At 73.4% G+C, this 24,043-nt stretch carries 16 protein-coding genes; 8 read left to right on the top strand and 8 right to left on the bottom strand.

The features are described 5' to 3' along the window. Positions 1-121 precede the first annotated feature (121 nt). The 5 genes from infB (at position 122) to ACFYOU_RS31330 (ending at position 6,423) form a co-directional block, all read left to right on the top strand. A complete protein-coding gene (gene infB, locus ACFYOU_RS31350) occupies positions 122-3,259 on the top strand; it encodes a translation initiation factor IF-2 (protein WP_389766515.1) in 3,138 nt (1,045 codons plus the stop codon). Between the two features lie 202 nt (positions 3,260-3,461). Continuing rightward, positions 3,462-3,755, top strand: a complete 294-nt coding sequence (locus ACFYOU_RS31345) for a DUF503 domain-containing protein (RefSeq protein ID WP_389766513.1) — start codon at positions 3,462-3,464, stop codon at positions 3,753-3,755. A 94-nt stretch (positions 3,756-3,849) separates the two neighbouring features. Then, complete coding sequence (gene rbfA, locus ACFYOU_RS31340; protein ID WP_389766511.1) at positions 3,850-4,368, top strand: 30S ribosome-binding factor RbfA; 519 nt, start codon at positions 3,850-3,852, stop codon at positions 4,366-4,368. Further along, positions 4,365-5,270 carry a tRNA pseudouridine(55) synthase TruB gene (truB, locus tag ACFYOU_RS31335; protein ID WP_389766510.1) on the top strand — a complete coding sequence of 302 codons (906 nt, stop codon included), beginning with the start codon at positions 4,365-4,367 and terminating at the stop codon, positions 5,268-5,270. Before rbfA ends, truB begins: the two co-directional genes overlap by 4 nt. Before the next feature lie 205 nt (positions 5,271-5,475). Continuing rightward, on the top strand, positions 5,476-6,423 hold the full coding sequence (locus ACFYOU_RS31330; protein ID WP_391310418.1) for a bifunctional riboflavin kinase/FAD synthetase: 948 nt from the start codon (positions 5,476-5,478) through the stop codon (positions 6,421-6,423). 10 nt (positions 6,424-6,433) lie between these two features. Here the strand turns inward: ACFYOU_RS31330 and ACFYOU_RS31325 are convergent, their stop codons facing one another. From ACFYOU_RS31325 to eccE, 8 genes are all read right to left on the bottom strand, one after another. Then, a complete protein-coding gene (locus ACFYOU_RS31325; protein ID WP_391310416.1) occupies positions 6,434-7,456 on the bottom strand; it encodes an oligopeptide/dipeptide ABC transporter ATP-binding protein in 1,023 nt (340 codons plus the stop codon). Continuing rightward, on the bottom strand, positions 7,453-8,589 hold the full coding sequence (locus tag ACFYOU_RS31320) for an oligopeptide/dipeptide ABC transporter ATP-binding protein (protein WP_391310414.1): 1,137 nt from the start codon (positions 8,587-8,589) through the stop codon (positions 7,453-7,455). Before ACFYOU_RS31320 ends, ACFYOU_RS31325 begins: the two co-directional genes overlap by 4 nt. Next, positions 8,586-9,521: an ABC transporter permease subunit gene (locus ACFYOU_RS31315; RefSeq protein WP_391310412.1), complete on the bottom strand. Its 936-nt coding sequence runs from the start codon at positions 9,519-9,521 to the stop codon at positions 8,586-8,588. The genes ACFYOU_RS31320 and ACFYOU_RS31315 overlap by 4 nt, the downstream gene beginning before the upstream one ends. Then, positions 9,518-10,561 (bottom strand): ABC transporter permease subunit, encoded by a 1,044-nt coding sequence (locus ACFYOU_RS31310; RefSeq protein WP_391310410.1) that lies wholly within the window; start codon positions 10,559-10,561, stop codon positions 9,518-9,520. Before ACFYOU_RS31310 ends, ACFYOU_RS31315 begins: the two co-directional genes overlap by 4 nt. Further along, positions 10,554-12,452: an ABC transporter substrate-binding protein gene (locus ACFYOU_RS31305; RefSeq protein ID WP_391310409.1), complete on the bottom strand. Its 1,899-nt coding sequence runs from the start codon at positions 12,450-12,452 to the stop codon at positions 10,554-10,556. The genes ACFYOU_RS31310 and ACFYOU_RS31305 overlap by 8 nt, the downstream gene beginning before the upstream one ends. Before the next feature lie 406 nt (positions 12,453-12,858). Beyond that, positions 12,859-16,089, bottom strand: coding sequence for an SCO5717 family growth-regulating ATPase (locus tag ACFYOU_RS31300; RefSeq protein ID WP_391310408.1), 3,231 nt, complete (start codon positions 16,087-16,089; stop codon positions 12,859-12,861). Between the two features lie 517 nt (positions 16,090-16,606). Next, complete coding sequence (locus ACFYOU_RS31295; RefSeq protein ID WP_391310407.1) at positions 16,607-17,353, bottom strand: hypothetical protein; 747 nt, start codon at positions 17,351-17,353, stop codon at positions 16,607-16,609. Next, positions 17,353-18,699, bottom strand: a complete 1,347-nt coding sequence (eccE, locus tag ACFYOU_RS31290) for a type VII secretion protein EccE (protein WP_391310405.1) — start codon at positions 18,697-18,699, stop codon at positions 17,353-17,355. The genes ACFYOU_RS31295 and eccE overlap by 1 nt, the downstream gene beginning before the upstream one ends. Positions 18,700-19,080: 381 nt before the next feature. Between eccE and eccB the strand changes: the two genes are divergently transcribed. The 3 genes from eccB to ACFYOU_RS31275 all read left to right on the top strand — a co-directional run bounded on the left by eccB (position 19,081) and on the right by ACFYOU_RS31275 (position 22,737). Then, on the top strand, positions 19,081-20,604 hold the full coding sequence (eccB, locus tag ACFYOU_RS31285) for a type VII secretion protein EccB (protein WP_391310403.1): 1,524 nt from the start codon (positions 19,081-19,083) through the stop codon (positions 20,602-20,604). A gap of 13 nt (positions 20,605-20,617) precedes the next feature. After that, positions 20,618-21,874, top strand: coding sequence for a type VII secretion-associated serine protease mycosin (gene mycP / locus ACFYOU_RS31280; protein WP_391310401.1), 1,257 nt, complete (start codon positions 20,618-20,620; stop codon positions 21,872-21,874). A gap of 410 nt (positions 21,875-22,284) precedes the next feature. Then, positions 22,285-22,737 carry a hypothetical protein gene (locus ACFYOU_RS31275; protein ID WP_391310399.1) on the top strand — a complete coding sequence of 151 codons (453 nt, stop codon included), beginning with the start codon at positions 22,285-22,287 and terminating at the stop codon, positions 22,735-22,737. Positions 22,738-24,043 lie beyond the last annotated feature (1,306 nt).

The raw sequence follows: 24,043 nt of genomic DNA, 5'->3' as shown, positions 1-24,043 counted from the left end.
CGGCCCAGTACCTCGCGAGTTGGAAGTAGGTCGAGATTGCGATGAGCACTCGATGAGTACGCGATGAGTACGCCCATGAAGTAGCGACGGTCCGGCGTAACCCGGACCTCAAAGGAGCGAAGTGGCTAAGGTCCGGGTATACGAGCTCGCCAAGGAGTTCGGAGTAGAGAGCAAGGTCGTCATGGCCAAGCTCCAAGAACTCGGTGAATTCGTACGTTCGGCGTCCTCGACGATCGAGGCGCCCGTCGTACGCAAACTGACTGACGCATTCCAGGGCGGTGGCTCCGGCAGGTCCGGCGCGAAGCCCTCGGCCCCCAGGAAGGCAACGCCGCGGCCCCCGATGCCGGCGGCGCCTTCGTCGACTCCGGCTCCGACGGGTCAGGCGACCCCCGGTGCCGCGCCGGCCGCACGTCCGGGTCCGCCGCGCCCGGCGGCCCCCAAGCCGCCCGCCGCGGAGCGTCCCGCCGCGCCGGCCCCCGGCCCGCGGCCCGCCCCGGCCCAGAAGCCGGCCCCGCGCCCCGCGCCGGCCGCTCCGGCCGCGCCCGCACCGGGAGTCCCCGAGTTCACGGCGCCCCCGGCGGCGCCCGCACGTCCCGCCGACGCTCCCCGCCAGGGCAACCGCCCCGGCGACGGTCCGCGTCCCGGCGGTCGCCCCGGCGGCCCCGCCGGTCAGGGCGGACAGGGTGGCCAGGGCGGACAGCCGCGCGGCGGCGACCGTTCCGGTGCCCCGCGTCCCGGCGGCCAGGGCGCACGCCCCGGCGGCCAGGCCCCGCGTCCCGGTGCCCGCCCCGCGGGCCCGCGTCCGGGCAACAACCCGTTCACGTCCGGTGGTTCCACCGGCATGGCGCGTCCCCAGACGCCCCGTCCCGGTGGCGCCCCGCGTCCCGGCGGCGGTGCTCCCGGTGGCGCCCCGCGTCCCCAGGGCGCCGGTCAGGGCGGTCCCCGTCCCCAGGCCGGTCCCGGCGGTGCGCGTCCCACTCCGGGCGGCATGCCCCGTCCGCAGGCCCCGCGTCCCGGCGGCGGCCCCGGCGGCAACCGTCCGAACCCCGGCATGATGCCGCAGCGTCCGGCTGCCGGTCCCCGCCCCGGCGGTGGCCCGGGTGGCGGTCGCGGTCCCGGTGCCGGTGCCCGTCCGGGTGGCGGCGGCGGTCGTCCCGGTGGCGGCGGCGGCTTCGCCGGTCGTCCCGGCGGTGGCGGCGGCGGTGCCCGTCCCGGTGGTGGCGGCGGTTTCGCCGGTCGTCCCGGTGGCGGCGGCGGTGGCGGCGGCTTCGGTGGCGGCGGTGGCCGTCCCGGCTTCGGCGGTCGTCCCGGCGGCCCCGGTGGCCGTGGTGGAACGCAGGGCGCCTTCGGTCGTCCCGGCGGTCCGGCCCGACGCGGTCGCAAGTCGAAGCGGCAGCGGCGCCAGGAGTACGAGGCCATGCAGGCCCCGTCGGTCGGCGGCGTGATGCTGCCCCGCGGCAACGGCGAGACCATTCGCCTGTCGCGCGGTGCGTCCCTCACCGACTTCGCGGAGAAGATCAACGCCAACCCGGCGTCGCTCGTCGCGGTCATGATGAACCTCGGTGAAATGGTCACCGCGACCCAGTCGGTCTCCGACGACACCTTGGTCATGCTGGCCGAGGAGATGAACTACGTCGTCCAGGTCGTCAGCCCCGAGGAGGAGGACCGCGAGCTCCTGGAGTCCTTCGACCTGGAGTTCGGCGAGGACGAGGGCGGCGAGGAGAACCTCGTCTCGCGTCCGCCGGTCGTCACCGTCATGGGTCACGTCGACCACGGAAAGACCCGACTGCTCGACGCCATCCGCAAGACGAACGTCATCGCGGGCGAGGCCGGCGGCATCACCCAGCACATCGGTGCCTACCAGGTCGCGACCGAGGTCAACGGCGACGACCGTCGCATCACCTTCATCGACACCCCGGGCCACGAGGCGTTCACCGCCATGCGTGCCCGCGGTGCCAAGTCGACCGACATCGCGATCCTCGTGGTGGCGGCCAACGACGGTGTGATGCCCCAGACGATCGAGGCGCTGAACCACGCCAAGGCGGCCGAGGTGCCGATCGTGGTCGCGGTCAACAAGATCGACGTCGAGGGCGCCGACCCGACCAAGGTGCGCGGCCAGCTCACCGAGTTCGGTCTGGTGGCCGAGGAGTACGGCGGCGACACCATGTTCGTCGACATCTCCGCCAAGCAGGGCCTGAACATCGACAGCCTGCTGGAGGCCGTCGTCCTCACCGCCGACGCCTCGCTCGACCTGCGCGCCAACCCGGAGCAGGACGCACAGGGCATCGCGATCGAGGCCCGTCTCGACCGGGGCCGCGGTGCCACCGCGACCGTCCTGGTCCAGCGCGGAACGCTGCGGGTCGGCGACACCATGGTCGTCGGTGACGCCTACGGTCGGGTCCGTGCCATGCACGACGACCAGGGCAACACCCTCGACGAGGCCGGTCCCTCCACCCCGGTGCAGGTCCTGGGTCTCACCAACGTCCCCGGCGCCGGCGACAACTTCATCGTCGTCGACGAGGACCGCACGGCCCGCCAGATCGCGGAGAAGCGTGCGGCGCGCGAGCGCAACGCGGCCTTCGCCAAGCGGGTGCGTCGCGTCTCCCTGGAGGACCTGGACAAGGTGCTCAAGGCCGGCGAGATCCAGCAGCTCAACCTCATCATCAAGGGCGACGCGTCCGGTTCGGTCGAGGCCCTGGAGTCCTCGCTGCTCCAGCTCGACGTCGGCGAAGAGGTCGACATCCGGGTGCTGCACCGCGGCGTCGGTGCGGTCACGGAGTCCGACATCGACCTGGCGATGGGCTCGGACGCCATCGTGATCGGCTTCAACGTGCGCGCCGCCGGGCGGGCACAGCAGATGGCCGAGCGCGAAGGCGTGGACGTCCGCTACTACTCGGTCATCTACCAGGCGATCGAAGAGATCGAAGCGGCCCTCAAGGGCATGCTCAAGCCGGAGTTCGAAGAGGTCGAGCTGGGCACGGCGGAGATCCGCGAGGTCTTCCGCTCGTCCAAGCTGGGCAACATCGCGGGTGTCCTCATCCGGTCCGGCGAGGTCAAGCGCAACACCAAGGCCCGCCTGCTCCGCGACGGCAAGGTCATCGCGGAGAGCCTCAACATCGAGGGCCTGCGCCGCTTCAAGGACGACGTCACCGAGATCCGCGAAGGGTTCGAGGGCGGTATCAACCTCGGCAACTTCAACGACATCAAGGTCGACGACGTCATCGCGACGTACGAGATGCGCGAGAAGCCGCGCGCCTAGTGCGCCCGGTGGTCGCCCGGCTTCCCGCCGGGCGGCCCGTGCGTCCGGACCGGGGCCGGTCGACGGGGGAAATCCCGTCGATCGGCCCCGGCCGTCGCGTGTACGGTTCAGGTGTCCCCGCCGTGCGATCGGCGGGGCCGCCGGGCCCGCCGCACGGGCGGCACGGCCCTTGAACCCGAACCGGCGGGACATCCGGACACACATGTACGTGGGGACCCTGTCCTTCGATCTGCTCCTCGGCGACGTCCACTCGCTCAAGGAGAAGCGTTCACTGGTACGGCCGATCGTCGCGGAACTCCGACGCACGCACGCGGTGAGCGTCGCGGAGACCGGCAACCAGGACCTCCACCGCAGGGCCGAGATCGGTCTCGCGGCGGTGTCCGGGGACACCGGGCACCTGGCCGAGCTCCTCGACAGCTGCGAAAGGCTGGTTGCGGGACGGCCGGAAGTGGAACTCCTGTCCGTACGGCGCAGGCTCCACCGGGACGACGACTGACGCAGCCGCGTCCCCACGACACGGTCGGCCCCACGAGGACCGGCCGACCCAGTACGAGCAGCACACGCAAGGTTTTCAAGAAGGAGACGGACCAGTGGCCGACAACGCGCGGGCTAAGAGGCTGGCGGACCTCATCCGGGAGGTGGTGGCCCAGAAGCTCCAGCGTGGGATCAAGGACCCCCGGCTGGGCACCCATGTCACCATCACCGACACCCGGGTCACCGGTGACCTGCGGGAAGCGACCGTCTTCTACACCGTGTACGGGGACGACGAGGAGCGGGCCGCCGCCGCGGCCGGGCTGGAGAGCGCCAAGGGCGTGCTCCGCTCCGAGGTGGGCCGCGCCGCGGGCGTGAAGTTCACCCCGACCCTCACCTTCGTCGCCGACGCGCTCCCCGACACCGCCCGCACCATCGAGGGCCTCCTCGACCGGGCCCGGGCGTCCGACGCGAAGGTCCGCGAGACCTCCGCGGGCGCCACCTACGCGGGCGGGGCCGACCCCTACCGCAAGCCCGCCGACGAGGACGCGGCGCCCGACGCCCCCGAGGCTCCTGAGGCCCCCGAGGCGTCCGCCGACGGGGACGACGAGCAGAACGGCGGCGTCTCCCGAGCATGACCAGCAAGCCCCCAGTGCCCGACGGCCTCGTCATCGTGGACAAGCCGTCGGGCTTCACTTCGCACGACGTGGTCGCCAAGATGCGCGGCATCGCCCGCACCCGGCGGGTCGGCCACGCCGGAACCCTCGACCCCATGGCCACCGGCGTCCTCGTCCTCGGCGTCGAGCGCGCGACCAAGCTCCTCGGGCACCTCGCGCTCACCGAGAAGGAGTACCTCGGCACCATCCGGCTCGGCCAGGACACCGTCACCGACGACGCCGAGGGCGACGTCCTGACCTCCACCCCGGCCTCCGAGGTGACCCGCGAGGCCATCGACGCCGAGGTCGCCGTGCTGACCGGGAACATCATGCAGGTCCCGTCCAAGGTCAGCGCCATCAAGATCGACGGCAAGCGCTCCTACAAGCGGGCCCGGGAGGGCGAGGACTTCGAGATCCCCGCCCGCCCCGTCACCGTGTCGTCGTTCGCCGTGTACGACGTCCGACCGGCCGTCGCCGAGGACGGCACGCCCGTGCTGGACCTCGTCGTCTCCGTGGTGTGCTCCTCCGGGACGTACATCCGGGCGCTCGCCCGGGACCTCGGGGCCGCGCTGGGCGTCGGCGGACACCTCACCGCGCTGCGCCGCACCCGGGTCGGCCCCTACAAGCTGGACTCCGCCCGGACCCTCGACGACCTCCAGCGCGAACTCACCGTCATGCCGGTCGCCGAGGCCGCCGCCGCCGCGTTCCCCCGCTGGGACGTCGACACCCGGCGCGCCAAGCTGCTGCTCAACGGAGTGCGGCTGGAGATGCCCGACGAGTACGCCGGAGCGGGCGCGGTCGGGGTGTACGACTCCGACGGCCGGTTCATCGTGCTGGTGGAGGAATCCCGGGGCAAGGCGAAGAGCCTGGCCGTCTTCGCCTGACGACGGCGACGCCCCCGTCCGGACCGCCGGGGCGCGGACCGACCCGCCGGGGTCGCGTCCCGCCCGCGGCGGATGCCGATGCCGACTGCGCGTGAGGGGCATGGCACTCTTAGACCTGCGGATCCGACGCGTGCGCGGATCCGGCCAGGACCGCGGTCGCCGGACCGCCACAGGTGAGACCAGGAATGCGACAAGGAGCGGCACAGTGCAGCGCTGGCGTGGCTTGGAGGACATCCCCGAGGACTGGGGGCGCAGCGTCGTCACGATCGGGTCCTACGACGGGGTCCACCGCGGGCATCAGCTGATCATCGGCCGTACCGTGGCCCGCGCCCGGGAGCTGGGCGTCCCCTCCGTCGTCGTCACCTTCGACCCGCACCCCAGCGAGGTCGTCCGACCCGGTAGCCACCCCCCGCTGCTCGCCCCGCACCACCGCCGCGCCGAACTGATGGCGGAGCTTGGCGTCGACGCCCTGCTGATCCTGCCGTTCACCACCGAGTTCTCCCGGCTGTCGCCCGCGGACTTCGTGGTCAAGGTGCTCGTCGACAAGCTGCACGCACGGGCCGTCGTCGAGGGCCCCAACTTCCGGTTCGGCCACCGCGCCGCCGGGAACGTCGCCCTCCTGTCCGAGCTGGGCGGAACGTACGACTACGCCGTCGAGGTCATCGACCTGTGCGTCACCGGGGAGGCGGGCGGCGGCGAACCCTTCTCGTCCACCCTCACCCGGCGGCTGGTCGCCGAGGGCGACGTGGCGGGCGCGGCGGAGATCCTCGGCCGTCCGCACCGCGTCGAGGGCGTCGTCGTCCGCGGCGCCCAGCGCGGCCGTGAGCTGGGCTACCCCACCGCGAACGTGGAGACGCTGCCGCACACCGCGATCCCCGCGGACGGGGTGTACGCGGGATGGCTCCAGGTCGGGGACGAGTCGATGCCCGCGGCGATCTCGGTGGGCACCAACCCCACCTTCGACGGCACCGCCCGCACGGTGGAGGCGTACGCCATCGACCGGGTCGACCTGGACCTGTACGGGCTGCACGTCGCCGTCGACTTCCTGGCGTACGTGCGGGGCATGGTCAAGTTCGAGACCATCGACGACCTGCTGGTCGCGATGGCGGAGGACGTCCGGCAGTCGAAGACGCTGATCGCCGAGGCGTCCTAGCCGGTCCGTCCTAGCCGGGGCGGGTGTCCGCCCAGTGGCACGCGGTACGGGTCGCCGTGGCGGTCAGTACCGGGAGGTCGCGGGTCCGGCAGGACCGGGACACGCCCGCGCGTTCGGCCCGGCCGTCCGCGAGGACCGGACAGCGCACGTGGAACCGGCAACCCGCGGGGACGCGGGCCGGGTCCGGCGGCTCACCGGACAGCACGACCGCCGCCCCGGGCGTCTCCGGCAGCACGGACAACAGGGCCTGGGTGTACGGGTGCTGAGGAGTCGTCAGCACCCGCTCCACGGGTCCCGTCTCGATGATCCGGCCCAGGTACATCACCGCCACCCGGTCGGCGATGTTCCACGCCAGGCCCAGGTCATGCGTCACCACCAGTGCGGACAGCCCGAGTTCGGACCGCAGCCGCAGCAGCAGGGCCAGGATCTCCCCGCGCACGGAGGCGTCCAGGGAGGCCACCGGCTCGTCGGCGACGAGGAGTTCGGGTTCCAGGACCAGGGCCCCCGCGATCACCACGCGCTGTCGCTGGCCGCCCGAGAGTTCGTGCGGGTAGCGCAGGAGGAAGCGTTCCGGCGGTCGTAGCCCGGCCCGGGACAGGGCTCCCGTCACCGCGGCCCGCTCGTCGCCCCCGTACCGGTGGATGCGCAGCCCCTCGGCCACCGCTTCGTACACCGTGTGCCGGGGGTTCAGCGAGCCGCTCGGGTCCTGGAGCACCAACTGGGCCCGTGCACGGTACGCCTTGAGGGCCCGTCCGCCGTACGCCAGCGGCGCCCCGGCGTAGCCGACGGTGCCTGAGGTGGGGCGCACCAGGCCGAGCAGGGTCCGGGCGAGCGTCGACTTGCCACAGCCGGACTCGCCGACCAGGGCCACGATCTCGCCGCGGTGGACGTCGAGGTCCACTCCGTCGACGGCGCGGGCCCCGGCCGCGCCCGGGCGGCCGGGGAAGACCACGTGCAGGCCCCGGGCGCTGAGCAGGGCGTCGTTCACGGGCTGGTCGCCTCTGGGCTGGTCGTTCACGGGGTGGTCGTTCATGGGGTGGTTCCGCTCCTCACTCCGTCCTCGGGCTCGGGTCCCGGCGCGTCCGGTCCACCCACCAGCGGCCCGGTACCACCGACCCCGTCCGCCCCGTCGGTTCCGTCCATCGGGCGGCCCTCCAGCGCGGGGACCGCCCCCGGGCCCGGCACCCCGCCGACCCCGATCAGCACACAGGCCGCCCGGCGCGCCCCGACGTCGAGGTCCGGCGTGCCGTCGGCCTCCCGCAGCGCGGGGTCGTCCCGTTCGCAGCCGTCGAGGGCCACCGGGCACCGGGGCCGGAACGCACAGCCGGACGGGAGCGCCGCCGGATCGGGAGGATCACCCGGCAGCCCCCGGGGCGCGAACCGGGAAGCCGGATCGCCGATCCGCGGGAACGACCCCGCCAACGCCCTCCCGTAGGGGTGCAACGGGTCCTCGTGGACCCGGCGCGCCGGGCCCTCCTCGACGATCCGGCCCGCGTACATCACCGCCAGCCGGTCGCAACGGTCCGCGAGCACCGCCAGATCATGGCTGATCATGATCAGCCCGAGTCCGCGGTCCGTGACCAGGCCGTCCAACAGGTCGAGGACCTGGGCCTGCACCATCACGTCCAGCGCGGTCGTCGGCTCGTCCGCCACGATCAGCCGTGGATCGCAGGCCAGCGCCATCGCGATCATGACCCGTTGACGTTGACCGCCGGACAGCTCGTGCGGGTAGGCGTGCGCCCGGCCGGCCGGCAGACCGACCTGTTCGAGGAGTTCCCCCGCCCGTCGCCGGGCCTGCGCGGGGCTCGCCCGGTGGTGCAGCAGGACCGGTTCGGCGATCTGGTCGCCGATCCGACGCACCGCGTTCAACGAGTGCATCGCCCCCTGGAAGACGATCGACGCGCCCGCCCAGCGCACCGCCCGCAGCCGCCCCCACCGCATGGTCAGCACGTCCTCGCCGTCGAGCAGGACCGTGCCCCGCGTCACCGTCCCGGTCGGCAGCAGCCGCAGCAGGGCCAGTGCCAGGGTCGACTTGCCGCACCCCGACTCACCGGCGATCCCCAGCCGCTGGCCCGCCGCCAGCGAGAGGTCCACCCCGCGCACGGCCGCCGACCCGCCCGGGTAGGTCACCGTCAGGTCCCGCACCTGGAGCAGGGGTCCGCTCATCGTGCCGCTCCCGACCTCGGGTTCAGTACCGACTCGACGGCGCGCCCGCAGAGCGTGAACGCCAGCGCCACCGCCGCGATGGCCAGGCCCGGCGGCACCAGGTACCACCAGTGGCCCGCGCTGACCGCCCCCGCCTCCCGCGCGTCCTGGAGCATTCCGCCCCAGGACGTGACCGTGGGATCGCCGAGCCCCAGGAACGCCAGCGTGGCCTCGGCGAGGATCGCCCCCGAGATGCCGAGCGTGGTCTGCGCCAGCACCAGCGGCAGCACGTTCGGCACCACGTGCCGCACCATGACGTGCCGGTGCCCGCCGCCGAGCGCCCGGGCCCGTTCGATGTACGGGCGGGACTCCACGGCCATCGTCTGCGCCCGCACCAACCGGGCCGTGGTCGGCCAGGTCGTCACCCCGATCGCCAGCACGACGGTGCCCAGCGAACGGGACAGCACGGTGGCCAGCGCGATCGCCAGGACCAGCGTCGGCATCACCAGGAACCAGTCCGTGACCCGCATCGCCACCGTCCCGTACCAGCCCCGGAAGTGCCCCGCCGTGATCCCCACCAGCGCACCGATCGCCACCGACAGCACCGCCGCCAGCAGCCCCACCATCAGCGACACCCGCGCACCCCACACCAGCAACCCGAACAGGTCCCGCCCGAACTGGTCGGTGCCCAGCCAGAACGCGGCGCTCGGCCCCTCCATCGGCCCGCCCGTCGCCCGCGTCACACTGCGCACCTCGTCCCCCACGGTCCACGGGGCGGTCAGCGCGAGCAGTCCGCACAACACCAGGGCGAGGAGCCCCAGCACCCCCGAGCGGTGGGCGCGGTAGCGGCGCCAGAACCGGGCGGCGCTCTCACGCCGCCGTTTCCGGGCGAGGGCCCGCGGGCCGGGTGCGCGTCCCGGCGGCGGCAGGACGGTGTCGGTGCGCACGGTCATCGGCCCACCCGGGGATCGAGGAACGGACAGATCAGGTCGGCCACCGTGTTCATCAGGATCACGGCCGCCGCGAACACCAGGAACAGCCCCTGGACCAGCGGCAGGTCGGGCACGCTGAGCGCCTGGTAGAACAGTCCGCCCAGACCCGGCCAGGAGAACACCGTCTCCACCAGGATGGTGCCCGCGACGACCCGCCCCAGGTTGACGAAGACCAGGGTGACCGTCGGCAGCGCCGCGTTCGGCACCGCGTGCCGTCGGCGGACGTGCACGTCCCGCAGGCCCTTGGCGCGGGCCGTGGTCAGGTAGTCGGCGTCCACCTCGTCCAGCAGCGCCGACCGGGTCACCAGCAGGGTCTGCCCGTACTCCACCGCGACCAGGGTGACCACCGGCAGCACCAGGTGGTGCGCGACGTCCAGCACGTACCCGACGCCCTGCGAGGTGCCCGACTCCATCCCGCCCGTGGGGAACAGCCCCGGCACCGGCCCGGCGCCCACCGAGAAGACGACGATCAGCAGCAGCCCCAGCCAGAACGACGGCACCGAGTACAAGGTCAACGCCAGCCCGGTGTGGAACCGGTCGCCGGGACCGCCCCGGCGCCAGGCCGCACGCGTACCCAGGAACACCCCGAGGGCCGTGTACAGGGCGAACGCCGTACCCGTCAGCAGCAAGGTGTTCGGCAGTGCCTCCACGATCTTGTCGAGCACCGGCGTGCGGAACTGGTACGACGAGCCGAGGTCACCCGTCAGCGCCCGTCCGCAGTAGTCCGTGAACTGCTGCCACCACGGCAGGTCGAGTCCGAACTCGCTCCGGTAGGCGGCCAGTTGTTCCGCCGACACCGGACGCCCACCGGTCATGAACTTCACCGGATCGCCGGGGACCAGCCGGAACAGGAAGAACCCGGTCACCAGCACGGCCAGCAGCGACACCGCCGCGCCCGCCAGTCGGCCCGCCGCGTACCGGGCGTACCCGGAGGCCGCCGCCCCCGGACGCCCCGTACGGGACCGCCCCGGCGCCCCCAGCAGCCCCGGTGCGCTACTCACGGTCGTCCACCGTGGCCCGGCGGCGCAGCGCCACGGCTCCCGCGCCGCAGGCGAGGACCGCACCCGTCGCGGCGAGCCCGACCAGCACCCGACCTGGGGCCGCGCCCCCGTCCGGCCGGTAGGGCCGCGCCGGGGTCGCCGACCACCAACTCCAGTAACCGTCCTGACCGTAGATGTTGCCCGCGGCGGCGGGCATCGTCGTGATCGAACCGATCCGGTCCGACCGGTACGCCTCCACGGCGTTCGGGTACGCCAGCACGTTCATGTACCCGGTGTCGTACAGCCGCGACTGCATCTGCCGCACCAACTCGGCGCGCCGGTCGGGTTCGTACTCGGCGAGTTGGCGTGCGTACAGCTCGTCGTAGCGCCGGTCGCAGAGGAAGTTGTCCGTGGCGCCCGGCACCCCCGGGGACTCGGGGAGCGCGGCACAGGTGTGCAGGGCCAGGACGAAGTCGGGGTCGGGGTTGACCGACCAGCCGTCGAAGGCCAGGTCGTACTCGCCGGCCGTCCAGGGATCGGTGACGTTGTCCAGGCACTCGACCTCCACCCCGATCCCCAACTCGGCGTACCACTCCTGGAGGTAGCGACCGATCGCCTTGTCGTTGGGGTCGGTGGCGTGACACAGCACGCGGTACGTGATCGGCTCCCCGTCCGCCCCGATCCGCTGCCCGTCGGCGTTCTTGCGGTACCCGGCCCGGTCCAGCAGCCGGGCCGCCCCCGCCGGGTCGTGGGGCACGCGCTGCTCCGCGGACGGCCGCCAGTGGTAGGCGGCGAAACGCGGCGGGAGGTACCCCTCGCCGCGGACCGCGTGCCCCTGGAACACCCGGTCGACCAGCGCGTCCCGGTCCACCGCCATGAACAGGGCCCGCCGCACCCGCGGGTCCAGGAGCGAGGGGTGCCCGTCACCGAAGCGCCGCCCGTCCCGGGTGCGGGCCCCCGGGTTGGTGGCCAGGGCGTAGAAGCGACGGCCCGGCGCGTCGTTCACGGTGATGTGCGGTTCGTCGGCCAGCGACCTCGCCTGGGCCGGCGTCAGGCCCTGGACGAACGAGACCTCCCCCTTGCGCAGCGCGGCCACCGCCGCGTCACCGTCCTTGTAGTACGTGAGCAGCAACTCGTCGAAACCGGGCGCGCCCCGCCAGAAGTCGGGGTTGGCCCGGAGCCGTACGTAGCTGTCGGGCTCGTAGTCGACCAGGACGAACGGTCCGCTGCCGACGACCGGGAAGCCGTCGTCGTTGGTGACGCCCACGACGTCACCCGTCTTCTCCCAGACGTGCCGGGGCACGATCGGCACGTCCAGGGCGGTCATCGTCGCCTGGGGGGTGCGCAGCGTGATCACCAGGACGGTGGGGCTCCGCGCGGTGACCTCGCGGAAGTTGCCGACGTAACTGCCGTTCGCGGCGCCCGCCGCCTCGTCGGTCATCATCGTCCGGAACGTCCACGCCACGTCGTCGGCGGTCACCGGCACCCCGTCCGACCAGCGGGCGTCGGAACGGATCGTGTACGTCCAGGTGAGCTTGTCGGCGGACGGCCGCCACGAGGTCGCGAGGCCGGGCACGGTGCGGTTGTCCACCGGGTCGTAGTTGGTGAGGTACTCGTACATCAGCCGGTGCACGCTGGTGCTGATGAGCCGTGAGGCGAGGAACGGGTTCAGCGAGTCGACGCTCTGCGACACGGCGACCTTCAGCGTCCGGGGCGGCCCCCCGCGCTCGGCGGCGGCGGCGTCCGTCGTCACCGCGGGCGTCGACGCGGCCGGGGCCACCGTCGCGGACAGCAGGGCGAGCGAGGCGGCCAGGGCGGCGCCGCGCAACGCGCAGCGGACGGTGACCGGAAGCGTCCGGCGGGTGGCGGGTGGCGTGGGGGAGGGGGCTGGTCCGGGCGGCTCGGGCTCCATGGTTCGTGACCTCGCGTCAGGGCTCGCGGGGGAACGGAGGATCGCAGGGAGGTTCGAGGGAGGAAGGAGCTGAAGGAAGAAACAGCAGGAGGGGGGAGGAAGGCTGTGGAGTGATGATGTGACAGCGGGCGGGGGATCAGGCGTGTCTATCAGCGCCCGGACCCCGGGTCAACGACCGCCATCCCCGCGTACCCCCCATGGCCTGCGCAAACGTGTACCGGGGCGCATCGGGGTGAAGCGCGTGCACGGGGCCGACCGGGCGGCGCGCGGTGCGTCGTGCGCGCCCTGTGGGTGGGCGCGCGCCGGGGGTGATGATGTCCCCGGCATGCCGGAGGTCCCGCTCCGGAACGTCGGGGCGGGACCTCGGGGCGGTACGTGCGCGCGGTCCGTCGTGCGCGGGCGGACCCTACTGGCCGGAGCCCGTGGGGGGCGCCGGGGGCGGGCCGTCCGGAGCGCCCGGGAGGTTCGGCCGCGCGTCGGCCGGGCCGTCCGCCGACTGCTGCTCCGGGAGCGGCGCGGCGGCCGGGTGCCCCGGCCACGGTCCGGGCACCGGTGCCGCTGCCGGCGCGACCGGTGGGGTCCCCGCGGGCTGCCCCGGCGGGAACCCGTACCCGCCGGGCTGACCCGGTGCCGGGTACGGCTGGCCGGGAACGGGCGGCTGCCCCGCGACCGGCGGCTGCTGCCCGGGCGCGGGCTGCTGCGGCCAGCCGTACGCGGCACCGGGCGCGCCGGGCGCCTGCTGCGGGTACGGCTGACCGGGAACACCGGGCCGGCCCGGGAAGCCCTGCTGCACGGGAGGGGGCGCCGGGTGGCCCGGAACGGGCTGCTGACCGGGGAAGCCCGGCTGCTCCGGGACGGACGGCTGGCCGGGAACGGCGGGCTGGCCCGGACCCGGCATGGGCGGGGCGAGCTGCGGCGGCGGGTTCCCGTCCGAGGTCCACAGGCCCTGGACCTGCTGGGCGCGCGCGAAGTCCTCCGCGACGAGCGCCGACAGGTTGAAGTACGCCTCACGGACCTTGGGGCGCATCATGTCGAGGTCGACCTCGGCCCCCGCCGCGAGGTGCTCGTCGAAGGGCACGACGACGACACCCCGGCAGCGCGTCTGGAAGTGGCTGACGATGTCCTCCACCTTGATCATCTTCCCGGTCTCCCGCACCCCGGAGATCACGGTCACCGAACGGGCCACCAACTCCGCGTACCCGTGCGCGGAGAGCCAGTCCAGCGTGGTGCTCGCACTGCTCGCCCCGTCCACCGACGGCGTCGAGACGATGATGAGCTGGTCGGCGAGGTCCAGCACCCCGCGCATCGCGCTGTACAGCAGACCCGTACCGGAGTCCGTCAGCACGATCGGGTACTGCCGGCCGAGCACGTCGATCGCCCGCCGGTAGTCCTCGTCGTTGAACGTCGTGGACACCGCCGGGTCCACGTCGTTGGCGATGATCTCCAGCCCGGAGGACGCCTGCGAGGTGAACCGCCGGATGTCCATGTACGAGTGCAGGTACGGGATCGCCTGCACCAGGTCACGGATGGTCGCACCGGTCTCCCGCCGGACCCGGCGCCCGAGGGTGCCCGCGTCCGGGTTGGCGTCGATCGCCAGGATCTTGTCCTGCCGCTCGCTGGCCAGCGTCGACCCGAGCGCGGTCGTCGTGGTCGTCTTCCCGACACCGCCCTTCAGACTGATGACGGCGATGCGGTAGCAGGACAGCACGGGCGTGCGGATGAGTTGGAGCTTGCGCTGACGCTCCGCCTCCTCCTTCTTGCCGCCCAGCCGGAACCGTGAACCGCCGCCGACCGGCCTGCTGCTCTTCGCCCGCTGCTTCTTGCTGTTGAGCAGCCTGTCGGAGGACAACTCCACCGCGGCCGTGTACCCGAGCGGGGCGCCGGGCGAGGTCCGCTCGCGCTGGTCGTGCTGGAGCGGCTGCGGCCACGCTGCGCCGGCCCGCGGATCGACCGGCTGCTGACCGTACGGGGAGGGCGGGACCTGCGGGTTCTCCTGGGGCAACGGTTGCGGGTAGGACGCCGCCGGCGCGCCAGGACCGGGCTGCTGGACCCCGGGGTGGGCGGGCGGCTGTTGGGGGAAGCCGTAACCGCCGGCGGGCGGTTGCGGAGCGTCCTGGGCGTACGGCTGCGGGTACCCCTGCTGGGGGAATCCCGGTGCCTGCGGGTCGGGCAACTGGTGCGGAGCGGGCAGGGCGGGGCCCGGTTGCTGCTGGGGCGCCGGTAGCGCCTGGGACGGCTGGGCTACTTGAGGTGTCTGAGGTGACTGAGGCGTCTGAGGCGACTGCGGAGCCAGGGGCGCGGAGGTCGGCGGTGCGGGGGGCACCTGGGGTACGGGGGGCTGGGGGAACCCGTAGCCCCCGGGTACTGGGTGGCCGCCCACGGCCCCCGGCGTTCCCTGCGCGTCCGGTGTGCCCGGCGCGGTGGGACGGCCCCAGACCCCCGGTACGCCCTGCGGCGCCTGCGGGGCGACGGCGGGCTGCTGCACTGGTGCCGGTGCCGGTGCCGGTGCCGGTGCCGGTGCCGGTGCCGGAGCGGGCGCGGCGGGCGGTGACGAGGCGGCCGGAGCGGCCGGAGCGGCCGGAGCGGCCGGCGGCGTCGGGGCTGCCGGGGTGTCCGGCGTGGGCCACGGTCCGGCCGGGCCGCCGGGGGCGGCCGCCCGGAACGCCGGCGGCAGCGGGGGGAGCGCCCCCTGCTGAGCGGGTGGTGACGTCCACTGGGGCGGTACGCCCGCGGCCGGAGCCGCTTGCGGGGCTGCGGGCGCGTCGCCGGGCGGGCCGTCCTGCGGCACCACGTCGGGCACGGCCGCGGGGACGCTGCCGTCCGTGCCGGTGGCGGCGTCGACCACTGCTTCGGCGTCCCCGGACCCGGACCCCGCCCCGGACCCGGTCTCGGACCCGACCTCGGGCCCGGTCCCGGACTCGGCCACGGACGCCGTCTCGGGCCGTGCGTCGTCGGGGGCCTCGTCCCGCGCCGGAACGTCCTCCCCGCCGTCGGCCCCCGCGGCCGTGGTGGCCGGGGCGGGCACGTCGTCGGACGGAACGGCGTCCGATCCGTCGGCCGGGTCGGGGCGTTCCGCCAACTCCCGCTTCAGCGCGGTGACGGAGATCCGCATCGTCGCCCCGCTCTCCAGGTCGCCGTCACGGTCACCGCCGGCGTCCGCCCGGCTGCCGTCGGCTCCGGCGGGCGGAGCCCCGGCGGGCTCGGAGGAGGCGACGGGCACCGCGGGCTCAGGCGTCGCCGGCTGGAACCCCGAACCGAGCGGCAACCCCGGCACCAGGGCGCCGGTGGACGCCCCGATGCCCGGCGGGGGCGGCAACGGCAGGGCCGAACCGGTGGGCGGCGGTGGTGCGTAGGCCCCGGAGGACGGCTCCCGCGGCGTCTGGGACGGCAGCACGGGCGACTCGGCGGCAGGGGGGACGGGGGGAACCACAGGGGGCGCGGCGGGCACGGGCGGCGGCGTGCCCGGGGAGGGCGAAGGAGTCTCACCCGCGCTCCCCGAGGAGTTCTGCGTGTACCAGGCAGGAGGGGCGTAGTCGATGGTGAACTCGCCCGTCGCCTCGACGGCGGACTCGGCGTCGGACTGGTCATCGTCGGGTGTGGCCCAGCCCCCGCGCTTCCCGTCCCGATCGCTGTTCACAATTCCTCCTGGTGTGGTCGAGCACCCTGCTTGCCGCGATGGCGGGCGTCGTTCCCGGGTCCGGACCTCGCCGCCGGTCCGCCGGGCCTTCCCCGGGCCGCTCTCGACCGCGCAAGGGGATGCGAAGACGCGCCCGGTCCCAGCCTAATCACCCGAAGCGTCGGTACGGCAGGCCCGTCCACCGCCCCACCACGACCCGTGCCCCCGCCGCAGATCGGCAACCGCCGCCCCACCCACCCGGTATGCGGGCAAACCGGGTCAAGTCCCGGCCCGATCGGGTGGGTCGGACGTGGCACATTCGTCACGGTCCCGAAAGACCCCCCGGGGTGACCGCCCGATCGCGTCAGCCCGAGAACACCAGTACCGGTCCCCGCACCGACAGCCTTCCCGCGCCGACGAGGGTTCTCACGCCCGACCAGTCGGACGTCCGACCGCCGGCCGGCCCGTCACACGGTCAACGCCACGTCAACACGACGTCAACACGGGGTGAATCCGTACCCGATCGGTCGCCACCCGATCAATCCATACGGCGGGCCAGACCGAGCAGCCCCTCCTCGATGTCCGTCGGGCGCGTCATCACGTAGTGACGGCTCCGGTCCGCGCACCACAGCGTCACCCCGTCCGCGAGGTTCGGCAGCGACGCCACGTCCTCGCGGGGCAGCGCCAGGACCCGCCCGATCTCCGCCGCCTCGTCCGGTGACACCCGCTGCACCCCCACCAGCCGGGCCTGCCGCATCAACCGCGGGGCCACCGGGCTCAGATACGGCAGCAACGTCACCACCGACTGCCACGGCGCCGACACCACCCGTCCGCGCGGCGGCCGCATCCCGCAGTCCCGGACCACCACCACCGGTTGGCCCGCCGTCGCACCCTGGGGAGGGACCTTGCCCACCCCGTGCAACGCCACGCACTGCACCGCGCCGCCGGCCGCCTGCGCGAGCCCCGTCCACATCTGCGCCCGACCCGTCTCGACCGCCACCCGGACACCCGTCGCCGCGATGCGCAGCGCCAACACCTGCGCGGTCCACAACCCGCCGATGAGCACCACGTCGTACGGCGTCGGCCGGTTCACGCTCAGCACCGCGGGCTGGTCCTGCGCATCCACCCCGATCACCACCCCGTCGTCGCCCACCGGCAGCGCCAACGCGTCGAACTGCTCCACGGACAGCGCATGCCGCTGGTGCCGGGGACCCAGCATTCCGAGCCCCGACCGCAACCACGCGCGCGACCCCCGCGTGACCTGCTCCGGCGGGACGGCACCCATCAGCGCACACCCCCCAACGGCAACGTGGCCAACACGCCCGGCAACTGCTCCCGGTCCAACCGCGCCAGCCCCACCCGGGCCTCGCGCGCCGTCTGCTCCAACGCCCGGCGGGCCGCCGTCAACTCGCTCTCCGTACGACCCGAGACCCTGAGGTGCCCCCGCACCCCCACGTCCCGACCGCCCCCGTCCAACGTCAGACTGAACGTGGTCGCCAGCGCCGGCACCGCCGTGAGCCGCGCCACCACCGCCGTCAACGGCTCACCCGTACCGCCCAACGGCGGCCAACGGCGTATCCAGTACGCCGTGTGGCGGCCGTTGTCACACCGCCAACTACGACTCGACTCCTCGGTGCGCCGCTGCGGCACCTCCGTACGCCCCGCCTGAGCCGTCACCAACGGATGGGCGCCCGCCGAGGTCGCCACCGCGGCCGTCAACTCCTCGTCCGTCAACACCGACACCCGGAACCCCGCCCCCGTCAGCCGGCTCGCGAGGTGCTGCGCCGAACGCGCCACGCACTTCTGCGCCCCCACCAGGCCGCCCCCGCGCGCCGCCACCGCCTCCGGACACAACTCCGGGTCCAACTTCAGTGCCACCCAGGTGAGTCGCACCGCCGGAGCGGTCACCCCGACGTGCAACCGGGCGTAGTTGGTGACCGCTATCGCGTCCTGCGGCAGGTGCGGTGCCGGAGCGGGCTGCGTGTGCACCACCACCTGCGCCGACTCCAGCCTGATCCCGTCCACCACCAGGGCGTCCCGGACCAGGCTCAACGGCAACGGCCGCCGCTCCCGCTCGGCGCGCAGGGCCGTCGTGTCCGACTCCACCTGGAGCACCACCGTCAGGAAACCGCCGTCGCCGACCATCCCCACCGGCCGTCGATCCCGATTGCCCCCCGGCGCGAACCGGTAGGTCCGCAGCGCCGGCGCGCACTCCACCGCCGGCGCCAACCCCGGTTCCGTACCGGGCGGCACCGTCCACGACCGGGCCCGACGCGTCCGGGACCGGAAACTCCACACCGTCGCCAACCACTCGGGCAACGAACGCCCCCGCCGACGCACCAACGCCAGCGACAACAGGACCAACGCCACCGGCGCCACGACCGCCAGCGCGACCGGATCGACCACCCACGCGACGAGCACCAGCGCAGCCGCCACCTCGACCAACGCGAGCCGTTGCCAACGGAACGACCCGCGCCCCCCGCCGCCCGCCCGCCCCGAACGAGCAGCGAGCCGCGGCGCCACGGCGGTGACGGAGGACCGCTCGGAACCGGCATCGACACCGGCCGCCGGAGCCGTTCCCGACGACCCCGAGCGGGACCGCGAACGGGTCCGCGTCGCGGAAACCCTCACTCCATGACCCCCGATGTCCTGCTGGCCCCGAATTCCCCGCACTCTTCCGAAATCCACTGGCCAGTAAGGCGGTTAAGGGCCGCTCACCCTACCCGCCCCCCGTACCCGACCACGTACCAGGCATAGTAGGTGCCCGGTCCGACAACACGTCGGACACCGCCCGCACCCCCGGGACCCACCGCACCGGACACACCGCCCGCCGAGCGGTAGCGTGCCGTTCGGGGCGCGCGCCCGGACCACGTGGACCACCCGTCCGCGGCGGTGCCCGACCGGACGACGAGGACCGCGCGCGACGGTACGCGACGAGCAGGGACGCCGGGGCTCCGGCCACCCCGCGCACTCCGCGGACGTCGGCGACACACGGGGGAGACGCACACACCGATGGCATCACGGCGCGACGAGCTGAACGCCTACACCTTCGCGAAGCGCCGCACCCTCGCGGCCTACCTGCGGCCCTACCCGGGCGGCACCGAGGAGGACGCCCCGCGCCCGCTCCGCGGCATCGTGCCCGGGATCGTCGTCGGCGTGCTGGTCCTCGCCGTGTTCGGCGCCTGGGGCATGTTCAAACCCTCCGCCCCGCCGGGCTGGTCGGAGCCCTACAAGAACGTCATCATCGCCAGCGACTCCACCACCCGGTACGTCGTCCTGAAGACCGACGGCGAACGCCAACTGCACCCCGTCCTCAACATGGCCTCCGCCAAACTCCTCCTCGAACCCGGCCAGGGCAAGGTCATCAGCGTCGACGAGTCCGTCATCGACAAGGGCGAGATCCCGCACGGCGCCAGCCTCGGCATCCCCTACGCACCCGACCGGCTCCCCCCGGCCGAGGAAGCCGACGCGGCCAAGCGCTGGGCCGTCTGCGAACGCCCCGGACAGGGCGGCCGGACCATCCAGACGGCCGCGTTCGTCCTCGCCCCCCGCGAGGAGGGCCTGACCGACGGCCGGGAACGACTGCGCGGCGGCGACCTGATGTACGTCACCGGACCCGACGAGTCCCACCACGTCGTCGACGCCCACGGCACCAAGTACCGCGTACCCGACGACGACGAACTCCTCCTGCGCACCCTCGACACCAACGGCCGCGCCCCGCAGCGCGTCTCCCGCGAATGGCTCGCCACCCTGCGCACCGGGGACCCCGTCGACTTCCCCGAGGTCGACGGCACCCCCGGAGACCCCGCCGGGGCCCCCGGCAGCCTCGCCCCCGACGCCAACAAGATCGGCACCGTGCTGCGCGCCCCCCACGGCGACCGCACCCAGCACTACGTCGTCCTGCCCGGCAAGGTCGCCCCCGTCTCCGACTTCACCGCCAAGCTCCTGCTCAGCAGCCGCGACCTCAACGTCCTCGGCCAGGCCGGCCGCCCGCGCGACGTCGGCCCCGCCTCGTTCACCCCCGAGGGCCGCGCCTTCGCCGGCGATCGCGACTGGCCCGCCCACGAACCGCGCACCGTCAACGACCCCGGGCGACCCGGCGGCCGGGACACCGTCTGCAACGTGCTGCGCAAGGTCGACCCCGACACCGGCGCCACCACCCTCAGCACCTGGGCCGGCACCGACTACCCCGCCCCCCTGCCCAGCGGCTCCTCCAGCGCCTACGTCACCCCCGGCTCCGGCCAACTCTTCCGCCAGGTCACCGGAGCCCAGACCAGGACCGGCGGCATCTTCCTCGTCACCGACACCGGACTGCGCTACGCCCTCCAGTCCAACAGCGACAGCGCCTCCGACGACGCGGGCATCGGCATGTCCGAAGCCCGGCGCAAGGAACAACTCCAGGAAGCCCAACGCGCCCAGGCGTGCCTCGGCTACGCCAAGGCCGAACCCACCCCCGTACCCACCGCGTGGTCCGCCCTGCTGCCCACCGGCCCCCGTCTGTCCACCGCCGCGGCCCGCCAGCCGCAGGGCTCATAACGGGAGCCGCCCCGTGCCGCCACGCATCCCGACCACCTCCGCCCGCCGCAGGGCCCCCCTGACCACGGCCCTCGCCGTCGCCGCCACGGCCCTCACCCTGCCCGCCGCACCGAACGCCGCCGCCGACACCGGCCAGTGCACCTTCCCCGCCAAGCCCTACCAAGGACGGCCCTGGGCCCTGCAACGCGTCCTCCTCGACGAACTGTGGGACGAGTCCACCGGCAAGGGCGTCGAGGTCGCCGTCATCGACACCGGCGTCGACGTCAAACACCCCCAACTCACCCGCGCGGTGGACCCTTCCAAGGGCCTCAACTCCCTGCCCGCCGAACCCGAGGACGACAACGGCGACCCCGTGCCCCGCGGCAAGGCCGACGGCACCGGCGACACCGTCGGCCACGGCACCCGCGTCGCCGGCCTCATCGCCGCCCGCCCCGCCAAGGGCACCGGCTTCGTCGGCCTGGCCCCCGACGCCCGGATCATCCCCATCCACCAGAACGACGCCCACGGCAACGGCACCGCCGCGAGCCTCGCCACCTCCATCCGGCACGCCATCGACGCGGGCGCCGACGTCATCAACATCTCCCAGGACACCGCGAACGCCGTCGAGTCGTCACCGGACCTCAAACAGCAGATCAACGCCGCGCTCGACGCGGAGATCGTCGTCGTCGCATCGGCCGGCAACGACGGACTCGGCGGCAACGTCAAGAACACCTACCCCGCGTCCGAACCCGGGGTCCTCGCCGTCGCGGCCTCCGACCGCAACAACGAACGCGCCCCCTTCTCCCAGTCCGGCGAGTTCGTCGGCGTCGCCGCACCCGGCGTCGACATGGTCTCCACGGTCCCCGGCGGCGGCCACTGCGCCGACAACGGCACCAGCTTCGCCGCCCCCTACGTCGCCGCGGTCGCCGCCCTGCTGCGCGCCAAGCACCCCGACTGGCCCGCGCGCCGGATCGTCGCCCAGATCCAACAGACCGCGGAACGCTCGGTGGCCGGCCACGACCGCCTCGTCGGCTGGGGTGTCGTCGACCCCGTGCGCGCCCTCACCGAGGACGACCGCCCCGTCGACGCGCCCGTCGCCGACGAAGGCGTCAACCGCGCCGAGGCCCCCACGGCACCACGGGTCGACCTCGGCGAATCCGCCGCCGATCGGGACGCCCGCCTCGCCACGTACGTGACCGTCGCCGCCACGGTCCTGGCCGCGGTACTCGCGGGCGTCGCCGTGACCGTCCGCGACAGGTCCCGACGTCGTGACGGTCACTCCCGCGCATGACGCTCCGACTGCGCGCCGGCGGCCGTCTGAGCATCTGAGTATCCGTGCTCAGGTGGCTGTCAGTGAGGGTCGCTATGCTGTTGGTGACGGTGTGGCGGGGCCCGTTGCCGCACCGCCACGCCCGTCGGGCAAACGCCCGCATGCGCAACTGCGCTGCCAGAAAGTCCAGTTGGCGCGGTATCACGTGGTGGATACAGTGGCGGGGCGGGATCGCGCCCGCGCGCACGCCCCCTCTCCGGAGCGTGCCGGCGCGCCCGAACGGTGCGCTGGAGCACGGCCCGTGGGGCGCGGAGCACCGACCACGAGCGACGGGGTCACGGCGCCCACGGGGCGCTGGCTCGGGTGAACGAGCAAACGGGGAAACGGGGAACGGGGAAACGGGGAACGGGGAAACGGGGAAGGACACGGACATGGGGCTTCCAGACAGCACGGGCCGTGCCTCGTACATGAGCGGGGCTGACCTACGGCGCGGTGTCGCCGCGCTGAAGACCTTCAAGAAGAGCATCGACAAGGTCCTGTCGGACTTCGAGGGATCGGCGGGCGGCGCGGCCAAGGTCGGTTCACAACAGGTGTCCCGGACCTCGTTCAGCAGCGCGAGCAGCCAGTTCGCCGAGGCGGACGGCCTGTTCACCCAGTACACACGGGTCCACCAACGCCTGACGTCCCTCTCCAAGGCACTCGGCCAACAGATCGAGGCCATGGGCATCGCCGTCCACGGGGCGGACGTCGGCTTCGACAACCTCGACGAAGAGGTGCGCCGACGGTTCTGGGCGATCCAGACCAAGATCGACGCACAGTACGAGCGCGACCGTGCGGGTGACGGCAGGCGCAACCAGGACAACCAGACCGATGCGGGGTGGTAGGCATGGCCGGCCAGAACGACCAGAACACCCCCGACCCGTCCGACTTGCAACGGGTCGCAGGACAGAACAGCGCCACTGACATGGCCGTGGCCGTGTCCGGACTGTTGGAAGGCACTGTCTTCTTCAATGCGCCGAGTGTCAGCCCCGGTCGCACCAGCTTCGAGGCGCACCGCCTCAACGACATGATCGACCTGGTGCAGAACACCAACCCGGCCGACCTCGAAGAGGCGGGCGCCGCACTGTGGAGCGCCCGCGACGCGATCACCAAGGCCGCCGACGAACTCAAGGGCCATGTCGCCCAGCCCGACTGGGAGGGCGAGTCGGGCGAGGCGTTCCGCAAGTGGGGCGAGGCCCTGGTCTCGGACACCTTGAAGCTCGCGGACTTCGCCGACGCCGCCGGCACTCAGATCACCGCGGCCGGGACCGGGCTCGCCTCCGTCCGCAGTTCCATGCCTCCTCGCGACGCACGAGCAGACCCCAAGGCCGTCGAGGACTTCCCCGCGGACAAGCGTGGGGCGGACAACGCGGAGTACGCGGCCGCGGTAAAGGCGGAGAAGCACCGCCAAGAGGCGATCAACCAGATGAACCGGCTGGCGTCGTTCTACGCGGTGTCCGAGGGCGTCTTGGCTCAGCAGGAGGGTCCTACGTTCACTCGAATGCCTGACGTGGGTGTCCCGCAACCGAATCGAGGTTGGGACGGAGCCGAACCGATCATTGACGGCAGCGTCCCGCTTTCCGCATCCCCGGGACACGACGGGACAGTCGCTTCACCTGCGTCAGAGTCATCCACTCGTGGAGTGACAGCCCCGGACGACGTCTCCGGAGGAGTGAATGTGCCAGGGGGCGCGCACGGGACGTCTCCGGTGATGAACCGCGATCCTGCGACCGAGATCGCGAGTGTCGGCACTGTTCCTACCGCGACAGGTCCGGTGAGTGGCGGTCCGGGTCTGATCCCGGCCCAGGCGCCTCCCGGCGAGTCCGCCACGGTCACGCCCCCGGCTCCAGCGTCTCGCGACCGCCTCCCGAAGGGGGAGCCAACGGGTGGCACGTCAGTACAGTCGAGGCGGGCGGCACCTGGGAACAATTTGTCGGATTCCGCGAGGGCTGGGGCTCGAGGGGCAGCCGGAAGGGCGGCGAATCCCGGAGGAGGATGGAGCGCCGGAGTCCAGGGAGGCTCAAGGCACACAGGGGTGCCTCAGGGACAAGGCATCCCAGGCCGAGTTCCGCCCGGGGGTTCCGTGTCTGCAGTCGGTGGTTCACCTCAGCACCGTGCAGCTCCCAGCAACGTGCCTGTCGGTGGCTCCAG

The sequence above is a fragment of the Streptomyces sp. NPDC005955 genome (genome assembly GCF_042871255.1).
GTDB lineage: Bacteria > Actinomycetota > Actinomycetes > Streptomycetales > Streptomycetaceae > Streptomyces.
This window is presented reverse-complemented; position numbering and strand designations above follow the sequence as displayed.